The 23,132-nt window shown below is 67.1% G+C and carries 20 protein-coding genes and 2 tRNA genes; 11 read left to right on the forward strand and 11 right to left on the reverse strand.

What is annotated here, in order from left to right; translation table 11 throughout:
• Nucleotides 1–609: 609 nt before the first annotated feature.
• A tRNA-His gene (locus BLU38_RS20860) sits at nt 610–685 on the reverse strand.
• 191 nt (nt 686–876) lie between these two features.
• Between BLU38_RS20860 and BLU38_RS20865 the strand changes: the two genes are divergently transcribed.
• Complete coding sequence (locus BLU38_RS20865) at nt 877–2,154, forward strand: integrase catalytic domain-containing protein (protein WP_091532731.1); 1,278 nt, start codon at nt 877–879, stop codon at nt 2,152–2,154.
• A 24-nt stretch (nt 2,155–2,178) separates the two neighbouring features.
• Here BLU38_RS20865 and orn read toward each other — a convergent pair whose 3' ends face one another.
• Together orn and BLU38_RS20875 are read right to left on the reverse strand one after the other, a co-directional pair.
• On the reverse strand, nt 2,179–2,868 hold the full coding sequence (gene orn / locus BLU38_RS20870) for an oligoribonuclease (protein WP_197679802.1): 690 nt from the start codon (nt 2,866–2,868) through the stop codon (nt 2,179–2,181).
• Nucleotides 2,816–4,060 (reverse strand): MFS transporter, encoded by a 1,245-nt coding sequence (locus BLU38_RS20875; protein WP_231919961.1) that lies wholly within the window; start codon nt 4,058–4,060, stop codon nt 2,816–2,818. The genes orn and BLU38_RS20875 overlap by 53 nt, the downstream gene beginning before the upstream one ends.
• A 171-nt stretch (nt 4,061–4,231) precedes the next feature.
• On the opposite strand from BLU38_RS20875, the gene BLU38_RS20880 reads away from it, so the two are divergent.
• From BLU38_RS20880 to BLU38_RS20890, 3 genes are all read left to right on the forward strand, one after another.
• Nucleotides 4,232–5,410 carry an RtcB family protein gene (locus BLU38_RS20880; protein ID WP_091527344.1) on the forward strand — a complete coding sequence of 393 codons (1,179 nt, stop codon included), beginning with the start codon at nt 4,232–4,234 and terminating at the stop codon, nt 5,408–5,410.
• A 63-nt stretch (nt 5,411–5,473) separates the two neighbouring features.
• Nucleotides 5,474–5,908: an ArsR/SmtB family transcription factor gene (locus BLU38_RS20885; RefSeq protein WP_091527345.1), complete on the forward strand. Its 435-nt coding sequence runs from the start codon at nt 5,474–5,476 to the stop codon at nt 5,906–5,908.
• The gene (locus BLU38_RS20890) at nt 5,905–7,617 is read left to right on the forward strand and encodes a SulP family inorganic anion transporter (protein WP_197679803.1); all 1,713 of its coding nucleotides are present in this window, start codon (nt 5,905–5,907) and stop codon (nt 7,615–7,617) included. Before BLU38_RS20885 ends, BLU38_RS20890 begins: the two co-directional genes overlap by 4 nt.
• A gap of 32 nt (nt 7,618–7,649) precedes the next feature.
• Here BLU38_RS20890 and BLU38_RS20895 read toward each other — a convergent pair.
• Nucleotides 7,650–7,722: transfer RNA gene (locus tag BLU38_RS20895), tRNA-Arg, on the reverse strand.
• 143 nt (nt 7,723–7,865) lie between these two features.
• On the opposite strand from BLU38_RS20895, the gene BLU38_RS20900 reads away from it, so the two are divergent.
• Complete coding sequence (locus BLU38_RS20900) at nt 7,866–9,305, forward strand: PrsW family intramembrane metalloprotease (RefSeq protein WP_091527346.1); 1,440 nt, start codon at nt 7,866–7,868, stop codon at nt 9,303–9,305.
• A gap of 23 nt (nt 9,306–9,328) precedes the next feature.
• On the opposite strand, the gene BLU38_RS20905 is transcribed toward BLU38_RS20900, so the two are convergent.
• Entirely contained in the window at nt 9,329–9,763 is a 435-nt protein-coding gene (locus tag BLU38_RS20905; RefSeq protein ID WP_091527347.1) for a single-stranded DNA-binding protein, read from the reverse strand.
• Between the two features lie 291 nt (nt 9,764–10,054).
• A complete protein-coding gene (locus tag BLU38_RS20910; RefSeq protein ID WP_091527348.1) occupies nt 10,055–11,083 on the reverse strand; it encodes a LacI family DNA-binding transcriptional regulator in 1,029 nt (342 codons plus the stop codon).
• Between the two features lie 216 nt (nt 11,084–11,299).
• Between BLU38_RS20910 and BLU38_RS20915 the strand changes: the two genes are divergently transcribed.
• Genes BLU38_RS20915 through BLU38_RS20935 form a run of 5 tightly spaced genes read left to right on the forward strand, consistent with a single transcriptional unit; the run spans nt 11,300 to nt 16,338 of the window.
• On the forward strand, nt 11,300–12,556 hold the full coding sequence (locus BLU38_RS20915; protein ID WP_091527349.1) for a sugar ABC transporter substrate-binding protein: 1,257 nt from the start codon (nt 11,300–11,302) through the stop codon (nt 12,554–12,556).
• Between the two features lie 4 nt (nt 12,557–12,560).
• On the forward strand, nt 12,561–13,514 hold the full coding sequence (locus tag BLU38_RS20920; protein WP_197679804.1) for a carbohydrate ABC transporter permease: 954 nt from the start codon (nt 12,561–12,563) through the stop codon (nt 13,512–13,514).
• Nucleotides 13,515–13,547: 33 nt separating this feature from the next.
• Nucleotides 13,548–14,366: a carbohydrate ABC transporter permease gene (locus BLU38_RS20925; RefSeq protein WP_091527351.1), complete on the forward strand. Its 819-nt coding sequence runs from the start codon at nt 13,548–13,550 to the stop codon at nt 14,364–14,366.
• A 36-nt stretch (nt 14,367–14,402) separates the two neighbouring features.
• Nucleotides 14,403–15,212 (forward strand): ThuA domain-containing protein, encoded by an 810-nt coding sequence (locus BLU38_RS20930; RefSeq protein ID WP_091527352.1) that lies wholly within the window; start codon nt 14,403–14,405, stop codon nt 15,210–15,212.
• A 10-nt stretch (nt 15,213–15,222) separates the two neighbouring features.
• Nucleotides 15,223–16,338, forward strand: coding sequence for a Gfo/Idh/MocA family protein (locus tag BLU38_RS20935; protein WP_091527353.1), 1,116 nt, complete (start codon nt 15,223–15,225; stop codon nt 16,336–16,338).
• A gap of 84 nt (nt 16,339–16,422) precedes the next feature.
• Here BLU38_RS20935 and BLU38_RS20940 read toward each other — a convergent pair whose 3' ends face one another.
• Nucleotides 16,423–18,648 carry an NADP-dependent isocitrate dehydrogenase gene (locus BLU38_RS20940; protein ID WP_091527354.1) on the reverse strand — a complete coding sequence of 742 codons (2,226 nt, stop codon included), beginning with the start codon at nt 18,646–18,648 and terminating at the stop codon, nt 16,423–16,425.
• A 206-nt stretch (nt 18,649–18,854) separates the two neighbouring features.
• On the opposite strand from BLU38_RS20940, the gene ettA reads away from it, so the two are divergent.
• Nucleotides 18,855–20,537: an energy-dependent translational throttle protein EttA gene (gene ettA, locus BLU38_RS20945; RefSeq protein WP_091527355.1), complete on the forward strand. Its 1,683-nt coding sequence runs from the start codon at nt 18,855–18,857 to the stop codon at nt 20,535–20,537.
• A 9-nt stretch (nt 20,538–20,546) separates the two neighbouring features.
• Here the strand turns inward: ettA and BLU38_RS20950 are convergent, their stop codons facing one another.
• From BLU38_RS20950 to BLU38_RS20965, 4 genes are all read right to left on the reverse strand, one after another.
• The gene (locus BLU38_RS20950) at nt 20,547–21,008 is read right to left on the reverse strand and encodes a DUF6069 family protein (RefSeq protein WP_157683596.1); all 462 of its coding nucleotides are present in this window, start codon (nt 21,006–21,008) and stop codon (nt 20,547–20,549) included.
• A gap of 70 nt (nt 21,009–21,078) precedes the next feature.
• Nucleotides 21,079–21,597, reverse strand: a complete 519-nt coding sequence (locus BLU38_RS20955; protein ID WP_157683597.1) for an 8-oxo-dGTP diphosphatase — start codon at nt 21,595–21,597, stop codon at nt 21,079–21,081.
• A 24-nt stretch (nt 21,598–21,621) separates the two neighbouring features.
• Complete coding sequence (locus tag BLU38_RS20960; protein ID WP_091527358.1) at nt 21,622–21,816, reverse strand: ferredoxin; 195 nt, start codon at nt 21,814–21,816, stop codon at nt 21,622–21,624.
• A 15-nt stretch (nt 21,817–21,831) separates the two neighbouring features.
• The gene (locus tag BLU38_RS20965; protein ID WP_091527359.1) at nt 21,832–23,091 is read right to left on the reverse strand and encodes a cytochrome P450; all 1,260 of its coding nucleotides are present in this window, start codon (nt 23,089–23,091) and stop codon (nt 21,832–21,834) included.
• Between the last annotated feature and the right edge of the window lie 41 nt (nt 23,092–23,132).

Here is a 23,132-nt window from a genome sequence, read left to right on the forward strand (position 1 = left end):
CACTGTCGCCGTGACAGCCCGATGAGCCGTGACAGCCCGGTGAGATGGGGCTGCCGATCGCGGACCGGTGGTGAGGCGAAGAGTCAGATGATCGAAGCGCGCAGGGTGGCGGTGCGTCGATCGGCCGCCGGCCTGACCGCCGCGTCGTCTGCCGATCGCCATCCGTAGCCCCACTGCGTGAACGCGGCCGGGTTCAGCGACGGCCTGCGGCACCCGGACCATGATCGTGACCGGCTCCACCCGTAGGGGTGAGGCGGCAACGGGGCGGGTTGTGATGTCTTTGACCTTCGTCGGGACGTGTCCCTTGAATCACACCTGGCATGCTCGCCGTTGTGCGTGCCAGATCCCCATGGCGGGGTTTGCGGTCCGACACAGGCGGAGGTCGCCCGGTTCATTTCCTCGGGGTTGGGGCCGGCGACCTCCCCGTCCAACCGATCGTGCCCCGGTTTCCCCCGAGCGGGGCGCGCAAGAAGTGCCCCACTCTGCAGCGCGTTTCGGGGGATACGGCTGCGGGGTGGGGCACGTCGCAGCTAAGCCGTGTCGACGATCCGGTGGTGTTCGGCCGCTCCGGTCTGACCTCGTCGGAGCGGGTTTCCCGTTGTCGGGGGATGGGGTGGATGACGAGACTTGAACTCGCGACTTCCTGGACCACAACCAGGTGCTCTACCAACTGAGCTACACCCACCATCGGCGACCTACTGCCGCCAGCCGGATCCGGGGCACGATGGCCTCGTCCTCCGGCAGCCAGTGAATCTTAGCGTCACCGCAGCGTCGAGGAGAAATCGGCGCGTTGACTCATCCAAAGTGCCCGCGTAGGTCGTGTCGTTGACTCATCTCAAGATGCCCGCGTGGGATCCCTCATGGATGGAGCTCTCGTTGGCTGCGCGGAAGGCGATCACGCAGGCTCAGTTAGCCAAGTGGCCGAAGGCGTCGAAGGTGGAGAAGTCGGCGATCCTGGACTCGGTGTGTGGGGTAACGGGCTGGCATCGTGACCATGCCCGGAAGGCGATCCGGACCCTGCTGGCCGATCCCCAGCACGGCTCTGCCCCGCGGAAACGACGAGAACCGGCTCTGACCTACGGCCCAGCAGCGATCGAGGTGTTGGAGCGGTGCTGGGCAGCACTGGACGGCCCGGCCGGGAAGCGACTGAAACCGGCACTGGACGAGGTGCTGAACAACCTTGCCCGGCATGGCCACCTGGCCGACATCGATCCGGCCGTGATCGTCCAGGTCCGGCAGATGTCGGCAGCCACCATCGACCGACGATTAGCGCCGGCCCGGACCGGGCTGGTCGCCGGCAAGGGCATCTCCCACACCCGACCCGGCTCGTTGTTGAAGTCCTCGATCCCGATGAAGACCTGGCACGAATGGAACGACACCATCCCCGGCATCATCCAGATCGATCTGGTCGGCCACGACGGCGGCGACGCCAACGGCCACTTCCACTACAGCCTCGATGCCACTGACGTGGCCACCGGCTGGACCGAAACCATCACCGTCCGCTCCAAAGGCGAACGGATCGTGGCAGCCGGGCTGGAACAACTCTGGCTCCGGTTCCCCTTCCACATCAGCGGGATCCACTCCGACAACGGCAGCGAGTTCATCAACCACCACCTGCTGAACTGGTGCACCAGCCGGAAGATCACCTTCTCCCGCGGGCGGTCATCCCACTCCAACGACCAAGCCCACATCGAGCAGAAGAACTGGTCAGTGGTGCGCCGCAACGTCGGCTACTACCGCTACGACAGCCGACGCGAACTCGACCTCCTGAACCAGCTCTGGCCCCTGGTCTCGATCCAGGTCAACCAGTTCCTGCCCCAACAACGACTGATCTCCAAAACCAGGCATGGAGCGAAAGTGAGCAAACGTCACGATCAGGGCGCCACCCCCAGCCACCGACTCCTCACCCAGTTCGGCGACATGGTCGACCCCCACGACCGGACCCGACTGGAAAACCTCCGCCACGACACCGACCTGGTCGAGCTGAAACACCAAATCAGCGACATCCAAGCCAACCTGCTCGAACTCGCCCGCCGCCGGGGCCAGATCACTCGCCGCGCCAAGACCAACCACGTCTACCTCAGCGGCAAGAAGCTACCCACCAAGCGGGCATCTTCAGATGAGTCAACGACCCAAACCACGCGGGCATCTTGACATGAGGCAACAGGATCGGTTCGGTCAGGCGGTCGCCGGTTCGGCGGGTGCTCCGGGGTCCTCGTCGCTCAGTTCGCCCTGGTGTTTGCGGGCGATCTCCTTGGCGGTCGCGGTGTCCGGTCCCGGCTGCGGGACGAACAGCGCTTCGCGGTAGTACCGCAACTCCTCGATCGATTCCCGGATGTCGGCCAGTGCGCGGTGGTTACCGGACTTGTCCGGCGATTGGTAATAGACCCGCGGGTACCAGCGGCGGGCCAGTTCCTTGATCGAGGAGACGTCGACGTTGCGGTAGTGGACGTAGGACTCCAGGGTCGGCATGTCGCGGGCCAGGAAGGAGCGGTCGGTGCCGATCGTGTTGCCGGCCAGCGGCGCCTTGCCCGCTTCGGGGACGTGCTCGGAGATGTAGGACAGCACTTGCTGCTCGGCGTCGGCCATCGTCGTACCCGCTGCGAGTTCGTCGAGCAGCCCGGAGTGTTCGTGCATGCTGCGGACGAAGTCGTTCATCTGGTCCAGTGCCTGCTGGCTCGGCTTGATGATGACGTCGATGCCCTCACCGAGGACGTTCAGCTCGGAGTCGGTCACCAGGGCTGCGACCTCGATCAGCGCGTCGTTGACGAGATCGAGGCCGGTCATCTCGCAGTCGATCCAGACCAGTACCTGCTCATTCACGCGGGTCACTGTAGCCCGGATCGGGCCGGCTCTCAGCAGACGCATGGCTGGGTTGCAGCGCGAACCGCGGCACCCAGCGGGCCAACCAGCCGGCCCCGAGGTAGCCGATGCCACCCATCACCAGCACCGCGACGGCCAGCGACGCGAGCGTGCTGATCGCGGAGATGATCAACGGCCCGCCGGCGTTTCCGAGATCGCTGAACAGCCGCCAGCCGCCGAGGAACTGGGCGCGTCCGTCATCGGGGGAGGCATCGGCCCCCAGCGTCATCACGATGCCGGAGGAGATGCCGTTGCCCAGTCCCATCAGGCAGGCAACGCTGCCGATCGTCAGCGCCGAGGAGGTCAGCGGCAGCAGCACGAAGCCGGTCCCCAGGACGAGCATCGCCGGTACGGCGACCGCTGCCCGGCCGAAGCGGTCCATGATGGCGCCGCCGGGGAAGAACATCAGCATGTCGACGCCGGCCGAGATGCCGTAGATCAGGCTGGTGGTGGTGGCGTCCAGGCCGTGCGATTCGGCCCACAACGGGACGATCGTCTGTCGGGTGGCGCGGACCGCGGAGATCACCAGGATGCCGGAGCCGAGCAGCAGCAATACCCGGCGATGTTCGCTGAGCACCGACAGCACGCTGCGATGCCGGCGTGGCCCATCGCTGTGTTCCTGGCCGGAGGTCAGATCGGGAGTGGCGAAGGCCAGTACGGCGGCGACCAGGCTCATCGCCGCGGCGAAGCCGTACGCCGCTCCGATGCTGGTCCGACTGACGATCAGGGCCGACACGAACGGGCCGACGAAGACGCCGATCCGACCCGCTCCGCCGAGGGTGGACAGGGCCCGGGCCCGGATCCGGATCGGAATCGCTTCGGTCAGGTATTTCTGCCGGGCCAGGCTGAACACGGCGCCGGCGAGGCCGGCGACCAGCACGGCGAGCGCGAGCATGATCAGCGAACGAGCCAGGAAGGCGCCGAACAGGGCGACCGCGTCGACCAGGCAGGCGATGATCAGAGCCCGTCGTTCACCGATCCGGGCCGCCAGCGCCCCGGCCGGCAGGTCACCGAGCAGCTGGCCGATGCCGGTCAGCGCGACGATCAGCGCCGCGACCCCAACGCTGGCGCCGAGATCGCGGGCGGACAACGCCACCAACGGTTGGATCGCACCCTGCCCGACTGCCACCAGGATCGTCGGGCCGTAGGCCGGAACGGCGATCTTGCGCCACTCGATGGTTTCGGGAGGCGTTGGCACGATCCAAATCTATCGGCTGGCTATGCAGCCGGTGACCATCGGTGCCGCCGATGAGACGGCTGTGACGACCGACGGACCCGTCGACGGCGAGCCGGTCAAACCGTTCGACAGCAGGCGGCCGCTCGGCGACACTCAAGGGTCCCGACCGCCGAGAACGATGACGAGAGAACGATGGAGAAGATCAACGACAAGCTGCTGAACTGGGCCTCGATCCTGGAGCCGACCACCCGTGCCCAGGCCGAGCGGACCGCCACGATGCCGTTCGTCTGGCCGCATCTGGCGCTGATGCCGGATGCCCACCTCGGCAAGGGCGCGACCGTGGGATCGGTGATTCCGACGCTCGGCGCGGTGATCCCGGCGGCGGTCGGTGTCGACATCGGCTGCGGGATGATGGCGATCCGGACCCAGTTCACCGAGTCCGGTCTGCGGTCGTCGATCGATCTGGCGGCGCTGCGGACCGCCATCGAGCTGCGGATCCCGTTGAGCGCCGGGAAGTACAACGCCCGCGTCGACGACGAGCGGACCCGACAGCGGGTCGAGACCCTGGTCACGGAGGCGAACCGGCGGCAGGTGCCGGTCGACGAGATCGCCGCCAACTGGACCCTGCAGCTGGGGTCGCTCGGTTCCGGCAATCACTTCATCGAAGTCTCGGCCGATCAGGAAGGTGCGGTCTGGTTGTTCCTGCACTCCGGGTCGCGCGGGGTGGGCAACAAGCTGGCCCAGCGGCACATCGCGGTCGCCCAGGATCTGATGAAGCGCTACTTCATCGAGCTGCCGGATCCCGATCTGGCCTACCTGGTGCAGGGGACCGCGGAGTTCGACGCCTACCTGGACGCGTTGGACTGGGCGCAGCAGTTCGCCTACCTCAACCGCGAGGAGATGATGGACCGGGTGATCGACGCCGTCGAGGCGGCGACCGGGGAGCCGGTCGAGCGTCGGCAGACGGTGAACTGCCACCACAACTACACCGCGCGGGAGAAGGTGTACGGCCGGGACGGCGTGATCGTCTCCCGCAAGGGCGCGATCTCGGCCAAGCAGGGCGAGCTGGGGTTGATCCCGGGGTCGATGGGCACCCGGTCCTATGTCGTGTCCGGGCTCGGCAACCGGCAGGCGATCAACTCTGCGCCACACGGCGCCGGCCGGAACTTCTCCCGGTCGAAGGCCCGCAAGACCTTCACCGCCGAGCAGTTGCGGGCGGCGATGGCCGGCATCGAGTATCGCGACACCGACGCGTTCATCGACGAGATCCCGGCGGCGTACAAGGACATCGACCAGGTGATGTCCGATGCCGCCGATCTGGTGCAGCCGCTGTACGAGCTGCACCAGCTGGTGAACGTCAAGGGCGACTGAACGTTGCGGGTCGAGGCTGAACCACGGGACCGTGATTTCAGCAGATGCTAAAGTCACGGTCTCGTGGACACTCAGCCGCTGTACGGGATCAAGGCCGAACTCTTCAAGGCGTTGGCCCATCCGGCCCGCATCCAGATCCTCGAGGTGCTTGCCGCGGACCCGGAGTCGACGGCTCCGGTGGCGCAACTGCTCGGTGCCACCGGAGCCGAGCCGTCGGCGCTCTCCCAACATCTCGCGGTACTCAAGAAGGCGGGTGTTGTGGAGTCCCGACGCGCCGCCAACGCGGTGTTCTATCGGCTGACCGAGCCGTTGGTCGCCGAACTGCTCGGCGTTGCCCGGGCGTTCCTGCTGCGACGACTGGCCGGCGGCGACACGAGCCCCGACCTGCTCGCGGCGGCCCGGGAACTGCCCGCGCTGCCGGGCGCGAGCGCCCGTTCGGTGCTGGACGCGATCAGGTCCGGCGCGGCCACGGCTGATGAGCCCGAGGACGGCCGGTGACGTCGCGAACCCTGCTGGCCCGGCTGGATCTGCGCGACCTGCTGCCGCACCGCACCGACTACGACCTGCGTCCCCGTACGGTCGTCTCCGACCTCGTCGCAGGTGTCACCGTTGGCGTGGTCGCCCTTCCGTTGGCGCTCGCGTTCGGGGTGAGTTCGGGTGTCGGACCGGCGGCTGGTCTGGTGACAGCGGTGATCGCCGGGATCGTCGCCGCCGTGTTCGGCGGTTCGCGTTTCCAGGTCTCCGGACCGACCGGTGCGATGGCGGTGGTGTTGGCTCCGATCGTCGCCCAGCACGGGGTGATGTCGATCGCCCTGGTGACGGTGCTCGGTGGGCTGCTGGTGCTGCTGCTCGGACTGGCACGCCTCGGCCGGGTGGTGACCTACCTTCCGTGGCCGGTCGTCGAAGGGTTCACCCTGGGGATCGCGGCGATCATCTTCCTTCAGCAGGTGCCCGCGGCGGTCGGTGTGAAGGGCGCCGTCGGTGGGAACACCCTGGTGGCGGCGGTGCGGTCCGTTCTCGCAGCCGTGCGAGCCGGCGAATCCCGGATGCTGTGGACGTTGCTCGTCGTCCTGGTGGTGGCGGTCCTGATGGTCGTTCTGCCACGTCTGCACGGCGCGCTGCCGGCCTCTCTGGTCGCGGTGGCCGTTGTCACCGCCGGTGCCGAGATCACGCAGTTGCCGATCGCTCGGATCGGTGCCTTGCCCGATACCCTGCCGACGCCGGTTCTCCCCGGCTTCACTGCAGCGACGATCGGCGACGTGTTCGGTGCAGCGGTCGCCGTTGCTGCATTGGCCGCGATCGAATCCTTGCTGTCGGCACGGGTCGCCGCATCGATGGCCCCCGGCGGCTCGGTCTACGCACCGGACCGGGAACTGGTGGGGCAGGGGCTGGCGTCCGTCGCATCCGGGCTCTTCGGCGGGATGCCTGCCACCGGTGCGATTGCCCGGACCGCGGTCAACGTGCGATCCGGTGCGCGGACGCGGCTCGCGGCGGTCATCCATGCGCTCGTCGTCCTCGCCGTGATCTACCTCGCCACCGGCCCGGTCGCGCGGATCCCGATGGCGGCTCTGGCCGGAGTCCTGATGGTCACCGCGTGCCGGATGGTCGTCGTGAGCACGGTGCGGGCGATCCTGCGCTCGACCCGGGCCGACGCGCTGACCTTCGCGATCACAGCCGTCATCACCGTCGCTTTCGACCTCATCGAGGCTGTGCAGATCGGGTTGGTGGTGGCCGGCTTCTTCGCGTTGCGTCGGGTCGCGCGCGGATCGTCGGTCCAGCGGGAACCCCTGCCCGGACCGGCCGAACCCGGTGACGAGCACATCGCGCTGTTCCGACTCGAGGGTGCGATGTTCTTCGGGGCGTCGGATCGGGTGCTGACGGCGGTGACCGACGCATCCACCCGTGGCGGGATCGTCGTGACCATCCTGCGTCTGTCCCAGCTGCGGATGGTCGACGCCACCGGCGCCAAGGCACTGGCCGACCTCGTCGCCGCGTTGGAACGCCGGGGCATCACCGTGCTCGTCAAGGGCGTCCAGCACCGCCATCGCCGGCTGATGCACACGGTGGGTGTGCTCGGCAGGCTCAGGCACAGCGACCATCTGTTCGACTCCTTGGCCGACGCCGTCGGCCATGCCCGGTCCCACGTGCACCGCCACGGTCGGGGCACCGACATCCCTCAGCTTGACGGCCGGCGGCCACATCCCTGATGTGATCGATCGGTGAACCTCGAGGATCGCTGCGCCCCGGGAGGGAGTCGAACCCCCAATCGGCGAGGTAGAAGCTCGCTGCCTTATCCGTTTGGCCACCGGGGCGGGCCGCGCCGACCGCGCGGGAATCGCGCAGGCAACCAGGACACTGTATCGGTTCGTCCCGCGGTCGATGACGGCTTGTCGTCGTGATCGGGCCGGCCGGCGGCGACTGTGAGACGGACCCGTCGGCTGAGTAGGCTGTCGGGGTGTCGGTAGCCCAGAACAACCAGGCGCGACGGAAGGCTGCCCGTTCGGGTCTGCCGGCGGTCGCCGACCTGTCGCAGCCGTTGCCGAAGCGGATGATCACCAGCCGGATGTTCTGGGTGACCGTGGCGTTGCTGATCCTGTACGCCGCCTGCCTGGTGCTGCTCTACCGCCAGGTGGTGCCGGACCAGAAGGTGCCGGGCGGCCGGCTGATCGGCCTGGGTCACGAGGCGGTGCCGATCTCGGCGAAGTACGCCGCCTTCACCGCGGTGCCGCTGTCGCTGCTGTTCCTGTGGCTTGACCGCTTCAAGCCGTGGCGGTTCTGGGTCTGGCTGATGGTGTTCCTCTGGGGTGCCTGCGTGGCCACCTTCTTCGCCGCCCAGATCAACAGCTGGGCGGCCTCCCATCTGTCGATCATCGGCGACGGAGACCCGGCGACCGGATCCCGCGCGGCCATCTATGTCGCACCCTGGGTCGAGGAGTTCGCCAAGGCCACCGCACTCTTCTGGGTGGCGATCCTGATGCGCTACCGCTGGGTCAGCCGGCTCAGCGGCATCGCCCTGGCCGGGCTGGCCGGCGCCGGTTTCGCCTTCGTGGAGAACATCCTCTACTACGGGCGCGTCTACCGGTACGCCGCCAATACCTTCGGCCAGGTCGAACCGGAGCAGGCGCTGCAGGGCCTGTTCCTGCAGCGCGGTGTGCTGACCTTCTTCGGTCACCCCCTCTTCACCTCGATGACCGGCATCGGGCTGGCGATCGGGCTGCGCTCCAAGAGCAAGGTCGTCCGGGTCATCGCGCCGCTGGCCGGCTTCTGCGCCGCGGCGTTCCTGCACATGAGCTTCAACACCGCTGCCACCCTGGTGCAGGGCAATCAACTGCTGTTGACCTACCTCTTCGTGGCGCTGCCCGCGCTGCTGGCGATGATCATCTTCATCGTCCGGCAGGAATTCCGAGAAGGCCGACTGATCCGGGAGCGGCTCACCGACTACGCACGGGTCGGCTGGGTGCCGACCGGCGACGTGCTGCCGATGTCGCGGCTGCGGACCCGGCTGCGGGCGCTGTGGCAGTCGTTGTTCCGTGGTGGGCATGCGCCGTTGGCGACCTTGCGGGTCCAACGAGCCGAGACCGAGTTGGCCTACCTGCGGGACTCGATGACCCGCGGTCTGATCGACGACGCGGGCCTGGAGCGGGAGAAGTTCCTGCTCTCCCGGATCCGTGCCGCACGCGGCGCAGCCGTCATCCAGCCCGAGGCTCGCGCCGACTACGGCCGGATCCGGGAGCTGTTCGGCCGGCGGCGTGCGATCCCGTCCTACGCACCGCCGAGCTACCCCGGCCCGGCCGGCATCGGCGGCTCGATGCCCGCACCGGGAACGGCCCCGATCGGGCCCGCCGCCACCCAGTACTCCAAGGTCGACCCGAACTGGAAACCGCCGGGGGAGTAGCCCGCCGGCTCGGCGTCGCCTGCTCAGACGGCGGCCAGCGCGTCCGGCTCCCCGGCCAACTCCTGCGGATCCTGCTCGGCACTGTCGGCGTCCTCGGGGTCGTCGGTGCGGGCCACCCGGCGGAACACCGCCACCCCGCGTTTCAGGTCATGCCCGACGATGTCGGCGTCGATCTCCAGCCGCTGGTGATGGCCGTCATCGTCATCCCAGACCGCGCTGCGTAGCTTGCCGGTCACGATCAGCGGGTCGCCCTTGTTGACGCTCTCGGCGACGTTGTCGGCGAGGTTGCGCCAACAGGTGATGCGCATCCAGATCGTCTGGTCGTCGGTCCAGCTGCCCTGTCGCTGGAACCGCGGCGTACACGCCAGTCGGAAGACCGCTCGTGACTTGCCGGTCGGGGTGGTGAACAACTCCACCGGTCCGCCGACGTTTCCGCTGATGGTGACCCGTGCGTCCATGGTCCGCTGCTCCTCGGTGTGGCGGGCCGCTGCTGCGCGACCCTGGTACCGACACTCTCCTCGCCGAGGCCGTCGGCTGTTCGAGCTGTGGACAGCGCTTCGAAGTGCTTCCCCGGCTGTGGATAACCCGGTTTAGGAGACTGCTGAACAATCTGCCCTACTGCGCGGCGCGCTGCACGCACACCGGCGGCGTTGCACTCCTTCAACGTGCTGGCGCACGCCCTCAGTCGTGCGCCTTGCCGTTGCACGCACATCGCACCGCTCGCGACGGGCACATTGTTCAGCACCCTCCTATCTCGAGGGTGCGGCAGCGGTTGTCTCGCCCGCCACCAGTTCGCACGGGATCAGCTGCGGTGCGGCGGGCTCCGTCGGTCGGGGCTTGGCCTCGACCAGATCGATCAGCCGCCGGACGCCGAGATCGCCGAGCGCCGTCCCCGGGGCCCGCAGCATCGTCAGCTCCGGATCCGACATCATCGCCATGTCCGGTGAGGTCAGGAACGAGAGCACCGACATGTCCCGTGGCACGGCGACTCCGACCGACTGCAGACCGGACACCACGCCCGCAGCGGCGTGTTCGTTCTGCACCATGATCGCGGTCAGGTCGGGGTGTTCGGCGACCAGCCGGGTCACTGCCTGACGACCGCCGCCGACCGTCGGCGGGCAGTCCAGGACGACGACGTCGAGCCCGCGGTGCCGGGTCATCCGCCGGAACGCCTGCCGGGTCCGCCGCTTCGGCCCGTAGCTCTGCAGCAGACGCTGCAACGGGCCCTCCTGTAGTAGCGCGATCCGCTGATGCCCGAGCTCCTGCAGGTGATCCAGGGCGATCGTCATGGTCTGGTCGAAGTCGATGTCGACGTAGTCCAGTGCGTCCGGGTCGGCGGTCCTGCCGATCAGCGAGAACGGCAGCCCGGCGCGCTGCAGCACCTCGATCCGCGGGTCGTCCAACAGCACCTCCATCAGCAACACACCGTCGGCCAGTCCGTCGGCGACCAGCTCACCGAGCTCGGTGGCGTCGTTGCTCACCGGCCACAGCACCAGGTGATACTCCATCTCCCGGGCCGCCGCGGCGGCTCCGGTGACGAACTCCATCCCGGTGCTGCCCAGCTTGTGCTCCAGGGCGGGGTAGGCCAACGCCAGCAGATGGCTGCGCCGACTGGCCAGTGCCCGCGCCATCGCGTTGCGCCGGAACCCGAGCTCGGCCATCGCCGTCTCGATCCGTTCCCGGGTCGCCGGCGTGACCGGCTTGGTGTCGTTCAGCACGAAGGAAACCGTCGCGATCGACACGCCCGCCCGGTCGGCCACCTCGCGCATCGTCGTCATCAGGCTGTCTCCGTTCCGATCTGTGGACGCCCACGGTAGCGGTGTCGACGCTGCGTCCGCGGCCACGGCGAGAGAATCGGCTGTCAGGGTTGACAAGGTGCGCGACGACGGGCCATGCTCGGACGAGGTTAAGCGCTTTACCGTCGATTGACAACGACCGATCGGGGATCACGGGCGCTGCATGAGGTTTCCCTGCGACGCAAAGGAGCGCCCCTGATGATCGGGCACCACACGATCAGGCGCGGGATCGGGCGCGACCCGATCCACGCCGGCCGACGACGCCGGATCGGCGGACTGATCGTCCTGCTGCTGGCGCTGCCGTTCCTGATCGGCGGCTGCGCCAAGATCGATCCGGGCCCGAACACGTTGAGCATCCTGGACTACTACAACGACGAGCCCGATCACTCGCTGACCCAGAAGGGCCTCGACCGCTGCGCTCGTCAGGTCGGCGTCGGTCTGCAGCGCGAGTCGGTGCCGGGGGAGAGCCTGATCCAGAAAACCCTGCAGCGGGCAGCATCCAAGACGCTCCCGGACGTCTTGATGTTGGACAATCCCGACGTCCAGCAGATCGCCGAGACCGGAGCCCTGCGGCCGCTGAACGACTACGGCATCACCGGCAACGGCTTCGCCCCGGGGATCATGTCGGCGACGTCGTACCAGGGCAAGATCTACGGCCTGGCGCCGGTGGTCAACACGCTCGGCATCTTCTACAACAAGGAGATGCTGGCCAAGGCCGGCGTCGAGCCACCGCAGACCTGGGCCGAGCTCCGCGCGGCGTCGAAGAAGCTCACCGGCAAGGGACACTACGGCCTCGCGTTCAGCGCCGACGCCTCGTACGAGGGAGCCTGGCAGTTCCTGCCGCCGATGTGGACCAACGGCGGCGACGAGACCGATCTGCGGACCCCACAGGTCACCCAGGCGCTGCAACTGTGGACCGATCTGGTCGACGACGGCTCCGCATCGAAGTCAGTGGTCAACTGGGGCCAGGGTGACGTCAATGATCAGTTCATGGCGGGCAAGGCGGCGATGATGGTCAACGGCCCGTGGAACATCCCCACCCTGAACGAGGAGCAGAAGCTGAAGTGGGGCGTGGTGCAGTTCCCGGTCAACAAGGCGGGCCAGCAGCCGGTCGCACCACTGGGCGGCGAGGCCTGGTCGGTGCCGGTCACCGGGAACGAGGAGAAGCAGGCCAAGGCGGCGAAGTTCGTCGCCTGCCTGAACGATGATCAATCCCAACTGGCGTGGGCCAAGTCCCGCTACACGGTGCCGACCAGGACGGCGCTGCTACCCCGCTACGAGAAGGCGATGCCGGAGATGACGCCGTTCGCCCGGCAGGTGCAGAACGCCCGCAGCCGGACCGGCAAGTTGGGCACCCGATGGCCGGAGGTGGCGACCACGATCTACACCGGCATCCAGCTCGCGCTGACCGGGCAGGCGTCGCCGCGCGATGCCTTCGCCAAGGCAGGGAAGTGATCGGATGACCGAGACGATGACGATGCGGGCCGAGGTGGCGGAGACCGCCGAGCGGCGAGCACAACGCCGCAGCTCGCGCCGGCGTGAGGAACTCACCAAGATCATGTTCGTGGTGCCGGCGGCCCTGGTGCTGATCCTGCTGTTCGGCTATCCACTGATCAAGAACATCGTGATGGGCTTCCAGGACTACGGCCTGAAGACCTTCTTCACCGGCCAAGCACCCTGGGTCGGGCTGGCCAACTACGTCACCGTGGTAACCGATTCACTGTTCTCCAAGGCCATGATCAACACCGCCCTTTTCACGGTCGGTTCGATCGTCGGCCAGTTCGTGATCGGCATGGTGCTGGCGATCTTCTTCCGCCGCCGGTTCCCGCTGTCCGGTGTGCTGCGCGCCCTGCTGCTGTTGCCGTGGTTGCTGCCGTTGATCGTCTCCAGCGCCACCTGGCGGTCGATTCTGGAACAGGACAGCGGACCGCTGAACCGGGTGCTGCAGGGGGTCGGTATCACCTCTGATCCGATCGGCTGGCTGAGTTCCCCGTCGGTCGCGCTGTTCTCCGTGATCATGGTGAACATCTGGATCGGCATCCCGTTCAACACCACGCTGCTGTACAGCGGTCTGATGGACATACCCGAGGAGCTGTACGAGGCCGGGTCGCTGGACGGCGCCGGGGCCTGGAAGTCATTCTGGTACATCACCTGGCCCAACCTGCGGGCGGTGGTCAGCGTGGTGCTGGTGCTCGGGGTGGTCTACACGATCAAGGTGCTGGACATCATCCTCGGTCTCACCGGCGGTGGCCCGGCGAACGCGACCCAGACGCTGTCCACCCAGTCCTACCAGCGGTCGTTCGTCGACTTCACCTTCGGCCAGGGGGCGGCGTTGAGCAACATCCTGATCATCATCTCGTTGCTGTTCGCGCTGTTCTACCTGCGATCGACCCGGCGAGCGGTGGATGAGTGAGATGACCGGAGTTGACATGAGAAGGGCTGACCGATGAGAGCCACCTCCGCCACCCGACGTGGCGTCGACACCGTGATCGGAATCGTGATCCTGGCACTGATGCTGTTCCCGGTCTACTGGATGATCAACGCATCCCTGCAGCGGTCCGGCAACACCCTGACCGCCGGCTTCCTGCCACTCGACCCGACCTTCGCCAACTACGCCAAGGCGATCGTCGAACAGGGGCGCAATCTGGTCGTCAGTCTGATCATCGCGCTCGGCACGGTGATCTTCAGTCTCGCGGTGGCGACACCGTGCGCGTACGCGCTGGCCAAGTTCCGCTTCCGCTGGATCAACGTCGCGCTGCTGGCGATTCTGATCTCCCAGATGATCCCGGGCATCGTGATCACCAATGCGCTGTACACCGCCTACGTCCAGATCGGACTGCTGAACTCGATCCCCGGTCTGGTGCTGGCCAACTCGACCGCATCGATCCCGTTCGCGATCCTGATCATGCGTTCCTTCATGCTCGGGATCCCGTCGGCGGTGGTCGAGGCGGCCCGGGTCGACGGCGCCGGCTATCTGCGGTCGTTCCTGTCGATCGTGGTGCCGATCAGCCGCAACTCGCTGATCACCGCGGCGTTGTTCAGTTTCCTCTTCTCCTGGAGTGACTTCCTGTTCGCCCTGACCCTGACCACCACCTCCCAGATCCGTCCCGTGACGCTGGGAATCTATGAATATCTCGGCACCCAGGTGCAGAACTGGGGCACCGTGATGGCCACCGCCGTACTGTCGGCGATCCCGGCCATCGTGCTGCTGATCGCAGCGCAGAAGTACATCGCCGCCGGCGCCGCCGGCGGTGCCGTCAAATGATCAAGGGTCCGCAAGGCCCCGACGACAAGGACAGAGATGACCGTCAGCAGCACCGACCTCAGCTACGCTCCGACCGATCGACCGATCCGCGCCGTGGTCTGGGGTGAGAATCGACACGAGCAGCGCGAGGAGCATGTCGCGAAGATCTACCCGCAGGGCATGCACACCACGATCAAGGAAGGCATCGAGGAGAACCTCGGCGACCAGGTCAGCGTCCGCACCGTGACGCTGGACGATCCCGAACACGGCCTGACCGAGGAGCTGCTCGGCCAAACCGACGTGCTGCTGTGGTGGGGCCATGCTGCGCACCAGGACGTCGCCGACGAGATCGTCGAGCGGGTCTACCGGCACGTGCTCTCCGGGATGGGGCTGATCGTGCTGCACTCCGGGCACTGGTCCAAGATCTTCGGCAAGCTGATGGGCACCAGCTGCACCCTGCGCTGGCGCAGCGAGCACGACCGCGAGTTGGTCTGGACCATCGACCGTACTCACCCGATCGCCCGCGGCGTTCCGCATCCGATCGAGATCGAGGCCCAGGAGATGTACGGCGAACAGTTCGACATCCCGACCCCGGACGAGTTGATCTTCATCAGCTCCTTCACCGGTGGCGAGGTGTTCCGATCCGGCTGCACCTGGCGCCGCGGCAACGGCAGGGTCTTCTACTTCTCCCCGGGCGATCAGGACTACCCGGTCTACCACAACGCGGCAGTGCGTAAGGTGATCGCCAACGGTGTCGGCTGGGCACGACCTGTCGTCGAGCGCACCATGCCCACCCTGCGGAGGCATGAGGTAGGGCAGTTCAACGAAGGCCGGGAGTATCAGTCGCCCTGGCAGAACAAGGCGTAAAGGAACGCAGATGGCAACAGCACAGGGTTCGACCGGGCACGGCCCGATCAAGATCATCCAGATCGGTGCCGGTTCGATGGGGCGTGGCTGGCTGCGCACCATCGCCGACAACCCCGACGTCGAGCTGGTCGGTCTGGTCGACCTCGATCCCGATCTCGCCCGGCGGGCCGCCGACGAGGCGGGCCATCAGCAGGCGGTGATCGCTACCTCGCTGGATGCGCTCGACGTGTCGGCCGATGCGGTGATCAACGTGACGATCCCCGAGGCGCACGCCTCCACCAGTCAGCAGGCTCTCTTCGCCGGGCTGCCGGTGTTGTGTGAGAAGCCGATCGCTCCGACCGTGGCGGGCGGGTTGGCGATGGCGGCCGCGGCCGAGGCGTCCGGACGGCTGTTGATGATCAGTCAGTCGCGGCGTTACGTGAACTCCTTCACCCAGTATCGCCAGCTGGTCGGCGACCTCGGCCGGATCGGCACCGTCACCTGCGACTTCTTCAAGGCACCGCATTTCGGCGGATTCCGGGACGCCATGGAGCACCCGTTGCTGGTCGACATGGCGATCCACACCTTCGACGCGTCGCGGGCGTTGCTGGGCAACAATCCGGTCAGCGTCTACTGCGAGGAGTACAACCCCTCCTGGAGCTGGTACGACGGTGACGCCGCCGCCAACGCGATCTTCACCTTCGCCGACGGCACCCGCTTCGGCTATCACGGCAGCTGGTGCGCACCGGGACAGGAGACGTCCTGGAACGGTAACTGGCGGGTGAGCGCCGAAGCCGGTAGCGCCGCCTGGGACGGTGATCATGAACCGACCGCCGAGCGCATCGATGATCACGAGGTGAAGATCCCGCCGTCGCCGCAGACACCGGAGTACATCGCCGGCTCGCTGGTCGAATTCGTCGACCATCTGCGCAACGGCACTCGACCCGACACCCACGCTGCGGCCAACGTGCTCAGCCTGGCGATGGTCGAGGCGGCGGTCCGGTCGGCGAGCGTCAAGCAGCCGGTGCAGATCGCCGACGTGATCACCGCCGCCCACCGGCAAGCAACCGCCGATGATCACGGTCCGCGGATCCACGCCGTCCTGGAGTCCTGGGACGTGCTGGAGGTTGTCGGTCTTTCCGGCTAACGCAAACGGTCCTTCGACAAGCTCAGGATCCACAATGGGTCCTGAGGTTGTCGAAGGACCGTAGTAACGACCTTCCGAGATCCCTTACAGCGAAGCGATCGCCTCGTTCAGCGTCTTGGACGGCCGCATCACCTTCGCGGCCAGTTCGTCGTCCGGACGGTAGTAGCCACCGATGTCGGCGGGGGAGCCCTGGACGCCGTTCAGCTCACCGACGATCGTCTCCTCCTGACCGGCGAGCGTCTCGGCCAACGGTTTGAAGGCCGCAGCCAGCTCGGCATCCTCGGTCTGCTCGGCCAGCTCCTGCGCCCAGTAGCGCGCCAGATAGTAATGCGAGCCGCGGTTGTCGATCCCGCCGACCCGCCGGGTCGGTGACTTGTCCTCATTGAGGAAGGTGCCGGTGGCCCGGTCCAGGGTGTCGGCCAGCACCTGGGCCCGTGCGTTGTCGGCAAATCCGGCCAGGTGCTCGAAGCTGGCGGCCAGGGCGAAGAACTCGCCGAGGCTGTCCCAGCGCAGGTAGTTCTCCTTCACCAGCTGCTGCACGTGCTTCGGCGCCGAACCACCGGCACCGGTCTCGAAGAGACCGCCGCCGGCCATCAGCGGCACCACCGACAGCATCTTGGCCGACGTGCCCAGCTCCAGGATCGGGAACAGGTCGGTGTTGTAGTCACGCAGCACGTTGCCGGTCACCGAGATGGTGTCCTCGCCCTTGCGGATCCGCTCCAGCGAGTACGCCGTCGCCTCGGCCGGCGCCATGATCTTGATCTCCAGGCCGTCGGTGTCCAGCTCGGCCAGGTAGGTGTTCACCTTCTTGATCAGATTGGCGTCGTGGGCCCGGCCCTCGTCCAGCCAGAAGATCGCCGGCGCGCCACTGGCCTTGGCCCGGGTGACGGCGAGCTTGACCCAGTCCTTGATCGGAGCGTCCTTGGTCTGGCAGGCCCGCCAGATGTCACCGGTCCGGACCTCGTGCTTGATCAACTCGTTGCCGGCGCTGTCGACCACCCGGATGGTGCCGTCGGCTGGGGCCTCGAAGGTCTTGTCGTGTGAGCCGTATTCTTCGGCCTTCTGCGCCATCAGGCCGACGTTCGGCACCGAACCCATGGTGGCCGGGTCGAAGGCGCCGTTGGCCTTGCAGTCCTCGATCACAGTCTGGTAGACGCCGGCGTAGCTGGAGTCGGGGATCACCGCCAGGGTGTCGGCTTCCTCGCCCTCCGGGCCCCACATGTGACCGCCGATCCTGATCATGGCCGGCATCGAGGCGTCCACGATCACGTCGGACGGCACGTGCAGGTTGCTGATGCCACGGTCGGAGTCGACCATCGCCAGCTTCGGGCCGGACGCGAGACCGTCGGCGACCAGCTTCTTGATCGCCTCGCCGTCGGGCAACTTCTCCGCGGCGCTGAGCACCCAGCCGAGCCCGTCGTTGGCCGAGATGCCGGCCGAGGCGAGCTCCTCGCCGTACTTCTCGAACAGCGCCGGCAGGAAGGTCTTGACGGCGTGGCCGAAGATGATCGGGTCCGAGACCTTCATCATGGTGGCCTTCAGATGCAGCGAGAACAGCACGTCGTCGGCCTTGGCCGCGGCGATCTGCTCGGCCAGGAAGGCTTCCAGCGCGCTGACGCTGAGGAAGGTGCCGTCCACCACCTCGCCGGCCAGCACCGGCAGCTTCTCCTTCAGCACAGTCACCGTGCCGTCGGCGGCGACATGCTCGATCGTCAAGGTGTCGTCGGCCTCCAGGACCACCGACTGCTCGTTGGAGCGGAAGTCGTCGTGGCCCATGGTGGCGACCCGGGTCTTGGAATCGGCGCTCCAGGCGCCCATCCGATGCGGGTGGGCCTTGGCGTAGTTCTTCACCGACGCGGGCGCCCGGCGGTCGGAGTTGCCCTGCCGCAGCACCGGGTTGACCGCAGAGCCCTTGACGGCGTCGTACTTGGCCTGGATCTCGCGATCCTCGGCCGACTGCGCGCTCTCCGGGTAGTCGGGCAGGTCGTAGCCCTGATCCTGGAGTTCCTTGATGGCAGCCTTCAGCTGGGGGATCGAGGCCGACACGTTGGGCAGCTTGATGATGTTGGCCTCCGGCCGCTCGGCCAGTTCGCCCAGCTCGGCCAGCGCGTCCGGCTGCCGCTGCTCCGCGGTCAGGCGGTCCGGGAACTGGGAGATGATCCGCCCGGACAGCGAGATGTCCCGCGTCTCGACCTGGACCCCGGCCTTGGATGCATAGGCCTGGATGATCGGCAGGAACGAGTAGGTCGCCAACAGCGGCGCCTCGTCGGTGTGGGTGTAGATGATCGTGGCGCTGGGTGACGCTTCCATGGTTCGCCTGACTCCTGAACTGTCGGATCGGTGCCTGAACGATGCGATTGTTGAATGCCTTGACGTCAAGATACCCGAGACCGGTCCGCCGACCGAGTGCAGCACCTGCCCGCACGCCGTCGGAGGTTCTCGTGGCCCGGATTTGTCGGGACCGTCGATCCCGATAGCGTTGGGGATGCTCGCGAGCAGAAGGGGACCGCCAGAACATGGCCGAATTCATTTTCCAGCTGCAGAACGTCCGCAAGGCGTTGGGTGACAAGGTCATCCTGGACAACGTCACGCTGGATTTCCTGCCCGGCGCCAAGATCGGCGTCGTCGGCCCGAACGGCATGGGCAAGTCGACCCTGCTCAAGCTGATGGCCGGTATCGAGCAGCCCAACAACGGAGACGCGCGGCTGGCCAAGGACGCCTCGGTCGGCATCCTGATGCAGGAGCCGCCGTTGACCGAGGGCACCACCGTCCTGGAGAACGTCGAAGAGGCCGTCGGTGAGACCAAGCAGATGCTCGCCCGCTTCAACGAGATCTCCGAGGAGCTGGCCAACCCCGACGCCGACTACGACGCGCTGCTGGCCGAGATGGGCGACCTGCAGACCGAGTTGGACCGGCGCGAGGCCTGGGAGGTCGACTCCCAGCTGGAGCAGGCGATGGACGCGCTGCGCTGTCCGCCGGGAGATGCGATCGTCGACGTGCTGTCCGGTGGTGAGCGACGCCGGGTCGCGCTGTGCAAACTGCTGCTGCAGCAGCCCGATCTGCTGCTGTTGGACGAGCCGACCAACCACCTGGACGCTGAGTCGGTGCTGTGGCTGCAGAGCCACCTGAAGACCTACCCCGGCGCCGTCCTGGCCGTCACCCACGACCGGTACTTCCTGGATCAGGTCGCGGAATGGATCCTCGAGCTCGACCGCGGTCGGACCTACCCGTACGAGGGCAACTACTCCACCTATCTGGAGACCAAGCGCTCCCGGCTGCAGCTGGAAGGCCGCAAGGACGCCAAGCGGGCCAAGATCCTGGAGCAGGAACTGGAGTGGGTGCGCTCCAACCCCAAGGCCCGGCAGGCCAAGAACCGGGCCCGGCTGGCGCGTTATGAGGAGATGGCCGCCGAGGCTGAGCGGGCCAAGAAGCTGGACTTCGAGGAGATCAACATCCCGCCGGGTCCGCGGCTGGGCAACCAGGTGCTGGACGTGGACAAGCTGGTCAAGGGCTTCGAGGACCGGACGCTGTTCAACGGTCTGTCGTTCTCGCTGCCGCGGGCCGGCATCGTCGGCATCGTCGGCCCGAACGGCGTCGGCAAGTCGACACTGTTCCGGATGATCACCGGCGAGGAGACCCCCGACGGCGGCACCCTCAAGCTGGGCAGCACGGTCTCGATCTCCTACGTCGACCAGGGCCGCGGCGGACTCGACCCGAAGAAGAACGTCTGGGAGGTCGTCTCGGACGGTCTGGACTTCATCAAGGTCGCCAACTACGAGGTGCCGTCCCGGGCCTACGTGGCATCGTTCGGCTTCAAGGGCCCGGACCAGCAGAAGCCGGCCGGCGTGCTGTCCGGCGGCGAACGCAACCGGCTCAACCTGGCACTCACCCTCAAGATGGGCGGCAACTTGCTGCTGCTCGACGAGCCGACCAACGACCTGGACGTGGAAACCCTGCAGTCATTGGAAGATGCGCTGCTGGAATTCCCGGGCTGTGCCGTCGTCGTCTCCCACGACCGGTGGTTCCTGGACCGGGTCGCGACCCACATCCTGGCCTGGGAGGGCACCGACGAGGACCCGGCCCAGTGGTACTGGTTCGAGGGCAACTTCGAGGACTACGAGGCCAACAAGATCGATCGCCTCGGTGCCGAGGCCGCTCGTCCGCACCGCACCACGCACCGCCGCCTCACCCGCGGCTGAGCCGGCCGGTCAGGGTCGGCGCGCCCCGCTGATCATCATCCCGATGATCACGGTGGCGCCGACCAGGACGTGCATCGAGGTCAGCGCGACGGCAATCGACACCGACAGCGCCATCGCCCATGGGCTCCAGCAGGACAGCACGGCAACCACGATCGCGATGATCATCCAGATCGTCGGGCCGCGCCGACGGTTGATGCGTTCCAGGATCGCCAACAACGCCCATCCGCTGAGCCCGGACAGGACCGGTGCTAGCCCGACAAGAAGCGGATTGACCGGCGTCGGTCCGGCCCCCTGGTCGACCATCAGGTCCAGCCCGACCAGCTGAGTGCAGATCACCCAGTCGATCATCGCGACCAGGACGGCGATCAGGATCGTCACCGCCCGCCGGATCCGCCTCGCCGCCGCCCCGCCTCGTACCGTTGCTTCGGTGGTCGTGGTGATCGGCGACGTCTCACTGCTGATGCTGTTCATGATCATGAACGCTAGGCAGTACGACGGCTGACCGGGTACGCCGTGTGTCAGGTTCGGACCCGTACAACTGTCACGGGCTGATCGGGGGTGCAGGATCAGTCGGGTGGGTGGGGGTGATCCGGTGTGAGACCACCCGGGTGCCGGCGTCGTCGTAGCTGAACTCGGCCGTCAACCGCTCACCGGCGAGAATCCTGGGCAGCCAGTAACGATCGTCGTCCCACATCCGATCCAGCGGGATCGCATCCACGTCGTACCACTGCGGTGCGAGCTCGTCGCTGGCCCGGACGGTGCCGGTCCAGGTGGCAGCCGTGAAGACGCTGACGATCGCGTCGGACGTCGGATCGGCCGGGAACCGGAACGTCAGGGTCGCAACCTGCTCGACGTCGGCTGCTGCGGCGATCACCCCGGTCTCCTCGCCGAGCTCCCGGATCGCAGCTTCCCGATCGGTCTCGCCGTCCTCGCGATGACCACCCGGGCCCATCACGTTGCCGCGCCCGAATCCCCGCAGCTTTTCGCCCAACAACACCTGCCGCGGCAACTCATCGCCACCACGGAAGATGTAGATCAAGGACTGGTGTGCGGCACTCACCAGGGCATCCTGCCAGCAACCGGGTCAGTCCTCGACAGTGATCGCCATCGCCGGGCACAGGATGGCGGCCTGCCGGACGTCATCGGCGATCTCCGGCGGCGGGTTCTCCTCCAGCAGGACGACGATGCCGTCCTCCTCACGCTGATCGAAGACGGCCTCGGCCGCGACCACACATTGTCCCGATGCGACGCACTTGTCCTGATCGATGCTGATCTTCATGAGTTCCTTTCGTGGTCACCAGGTGACCGGGAGAGCGCGCACACCGTAGACGGCAGCGTCGTGTTTGAAATCGAGAGTGGCTGGGTCGGCGGCCAGCGCCAGACCGGGGATCCGCCGGTACAGGGTGCTGTAGACGATCTGCAGCTCGGCACGGGCCAGCGGCTGACCGAGGCACTGATGGACTCCGAAGCCGAAGGCGACATGTCGGCGTGCGTCGCGGGTCAGATCAAGATCATCGGGCCGTTCGAACGCCTCCGGATCGCGATTGCCGATCTCGCCGGGGAAGATCACACCGTCGCCGGCCCGGATGATCTCGCCGGCGAACTCGATGTCCGCGGTCGCAACGCGCCGCCGTCCGTTGTGCGTGATGTGCAGGTAGCGCAGCAGCTCCTCGGTCGCCGAGATCGCGATCTGCGGGTCGCCGGAGTCGCGGAGCAGGGCGAGCTGATCGGGATGTTGCAGCAGCGCAAGTGTGCCGAGCGCGATCATGTTCGCCGTCGTCTCGTGTCCCGCCAGGAGCAGCAGCATGCCCATCTGTGCTGCCTCGTCCACCGTGAGTTCGCCGGCCCGGATCCGTTCCACCAGCCCGGACAGCAGGTCGTCGCCCGGCTGCTCCATCTTCGTGGTCAGCAGGTCGGACAGATACCGGGTGAGGTTGCCCATCGCGGTCCGGCCGGCTGTGCGGTCATCGGAGATGGTGACGATCGTCCGACTGTTCTCCTGGAAGAAGTCATGATCGTCGTACGGCACGCCGAGCAGTTCGCAGATGACCAACGACGGCAACGGCAGTGCGAAGGCCTGCACCAGATCCACCGGCCGCGGACCGGCCAGCATCCGATCGATCAGCTCGTCGACCAGCTGCTGGATCCGCGGTCGCATCGCCCGCACCCGTTTGACCATGAACGGTGCGGTCACCATCCGCCGCAACCGGGCGTGCTCCGGATCGTCCATCAGGATGAAGCTGATCTTGCTGCCCTGTTGGCCGTCGCCGTCCTGCCCGGCTTCCTGCTGCGCGGCTTCCTGCGTGGCAGCCGGCGACGGGTAGCCGGGACGGCCGGCTTCGGAACTCATCCGGGAGTCGGCGAGCAGCGTTCGTTGATCGTCGTAGCGGGTGACCAGCCACGGAGTCTGGCCGTCGGACAGCCGGACCCTGGTCAGCCGGCCGTGTCGTTGCAGATCGGCCAACGCCGGTGCCGGGTCCAGCGGACAGCCGGTCGCGCGAGCAGCCGGGTAGCTCAGTACGCCGTCGGTGCGGGTTGTCGGGGTGGTCGTCATGGTGAAATCTCCAGACGGGTGTCGGTTCTGTGTCGGGGTGG

Source organism: Microlunatus soli (assembly GCF_900105385.1).
In the GTDB taxonomy this organism is placed as follows: Bacteria; Actinomycetota; Actinomycetes; order Propionibacteriales; family Propionibacteriaceae; genus Microlunatus; species Microlunatus soli.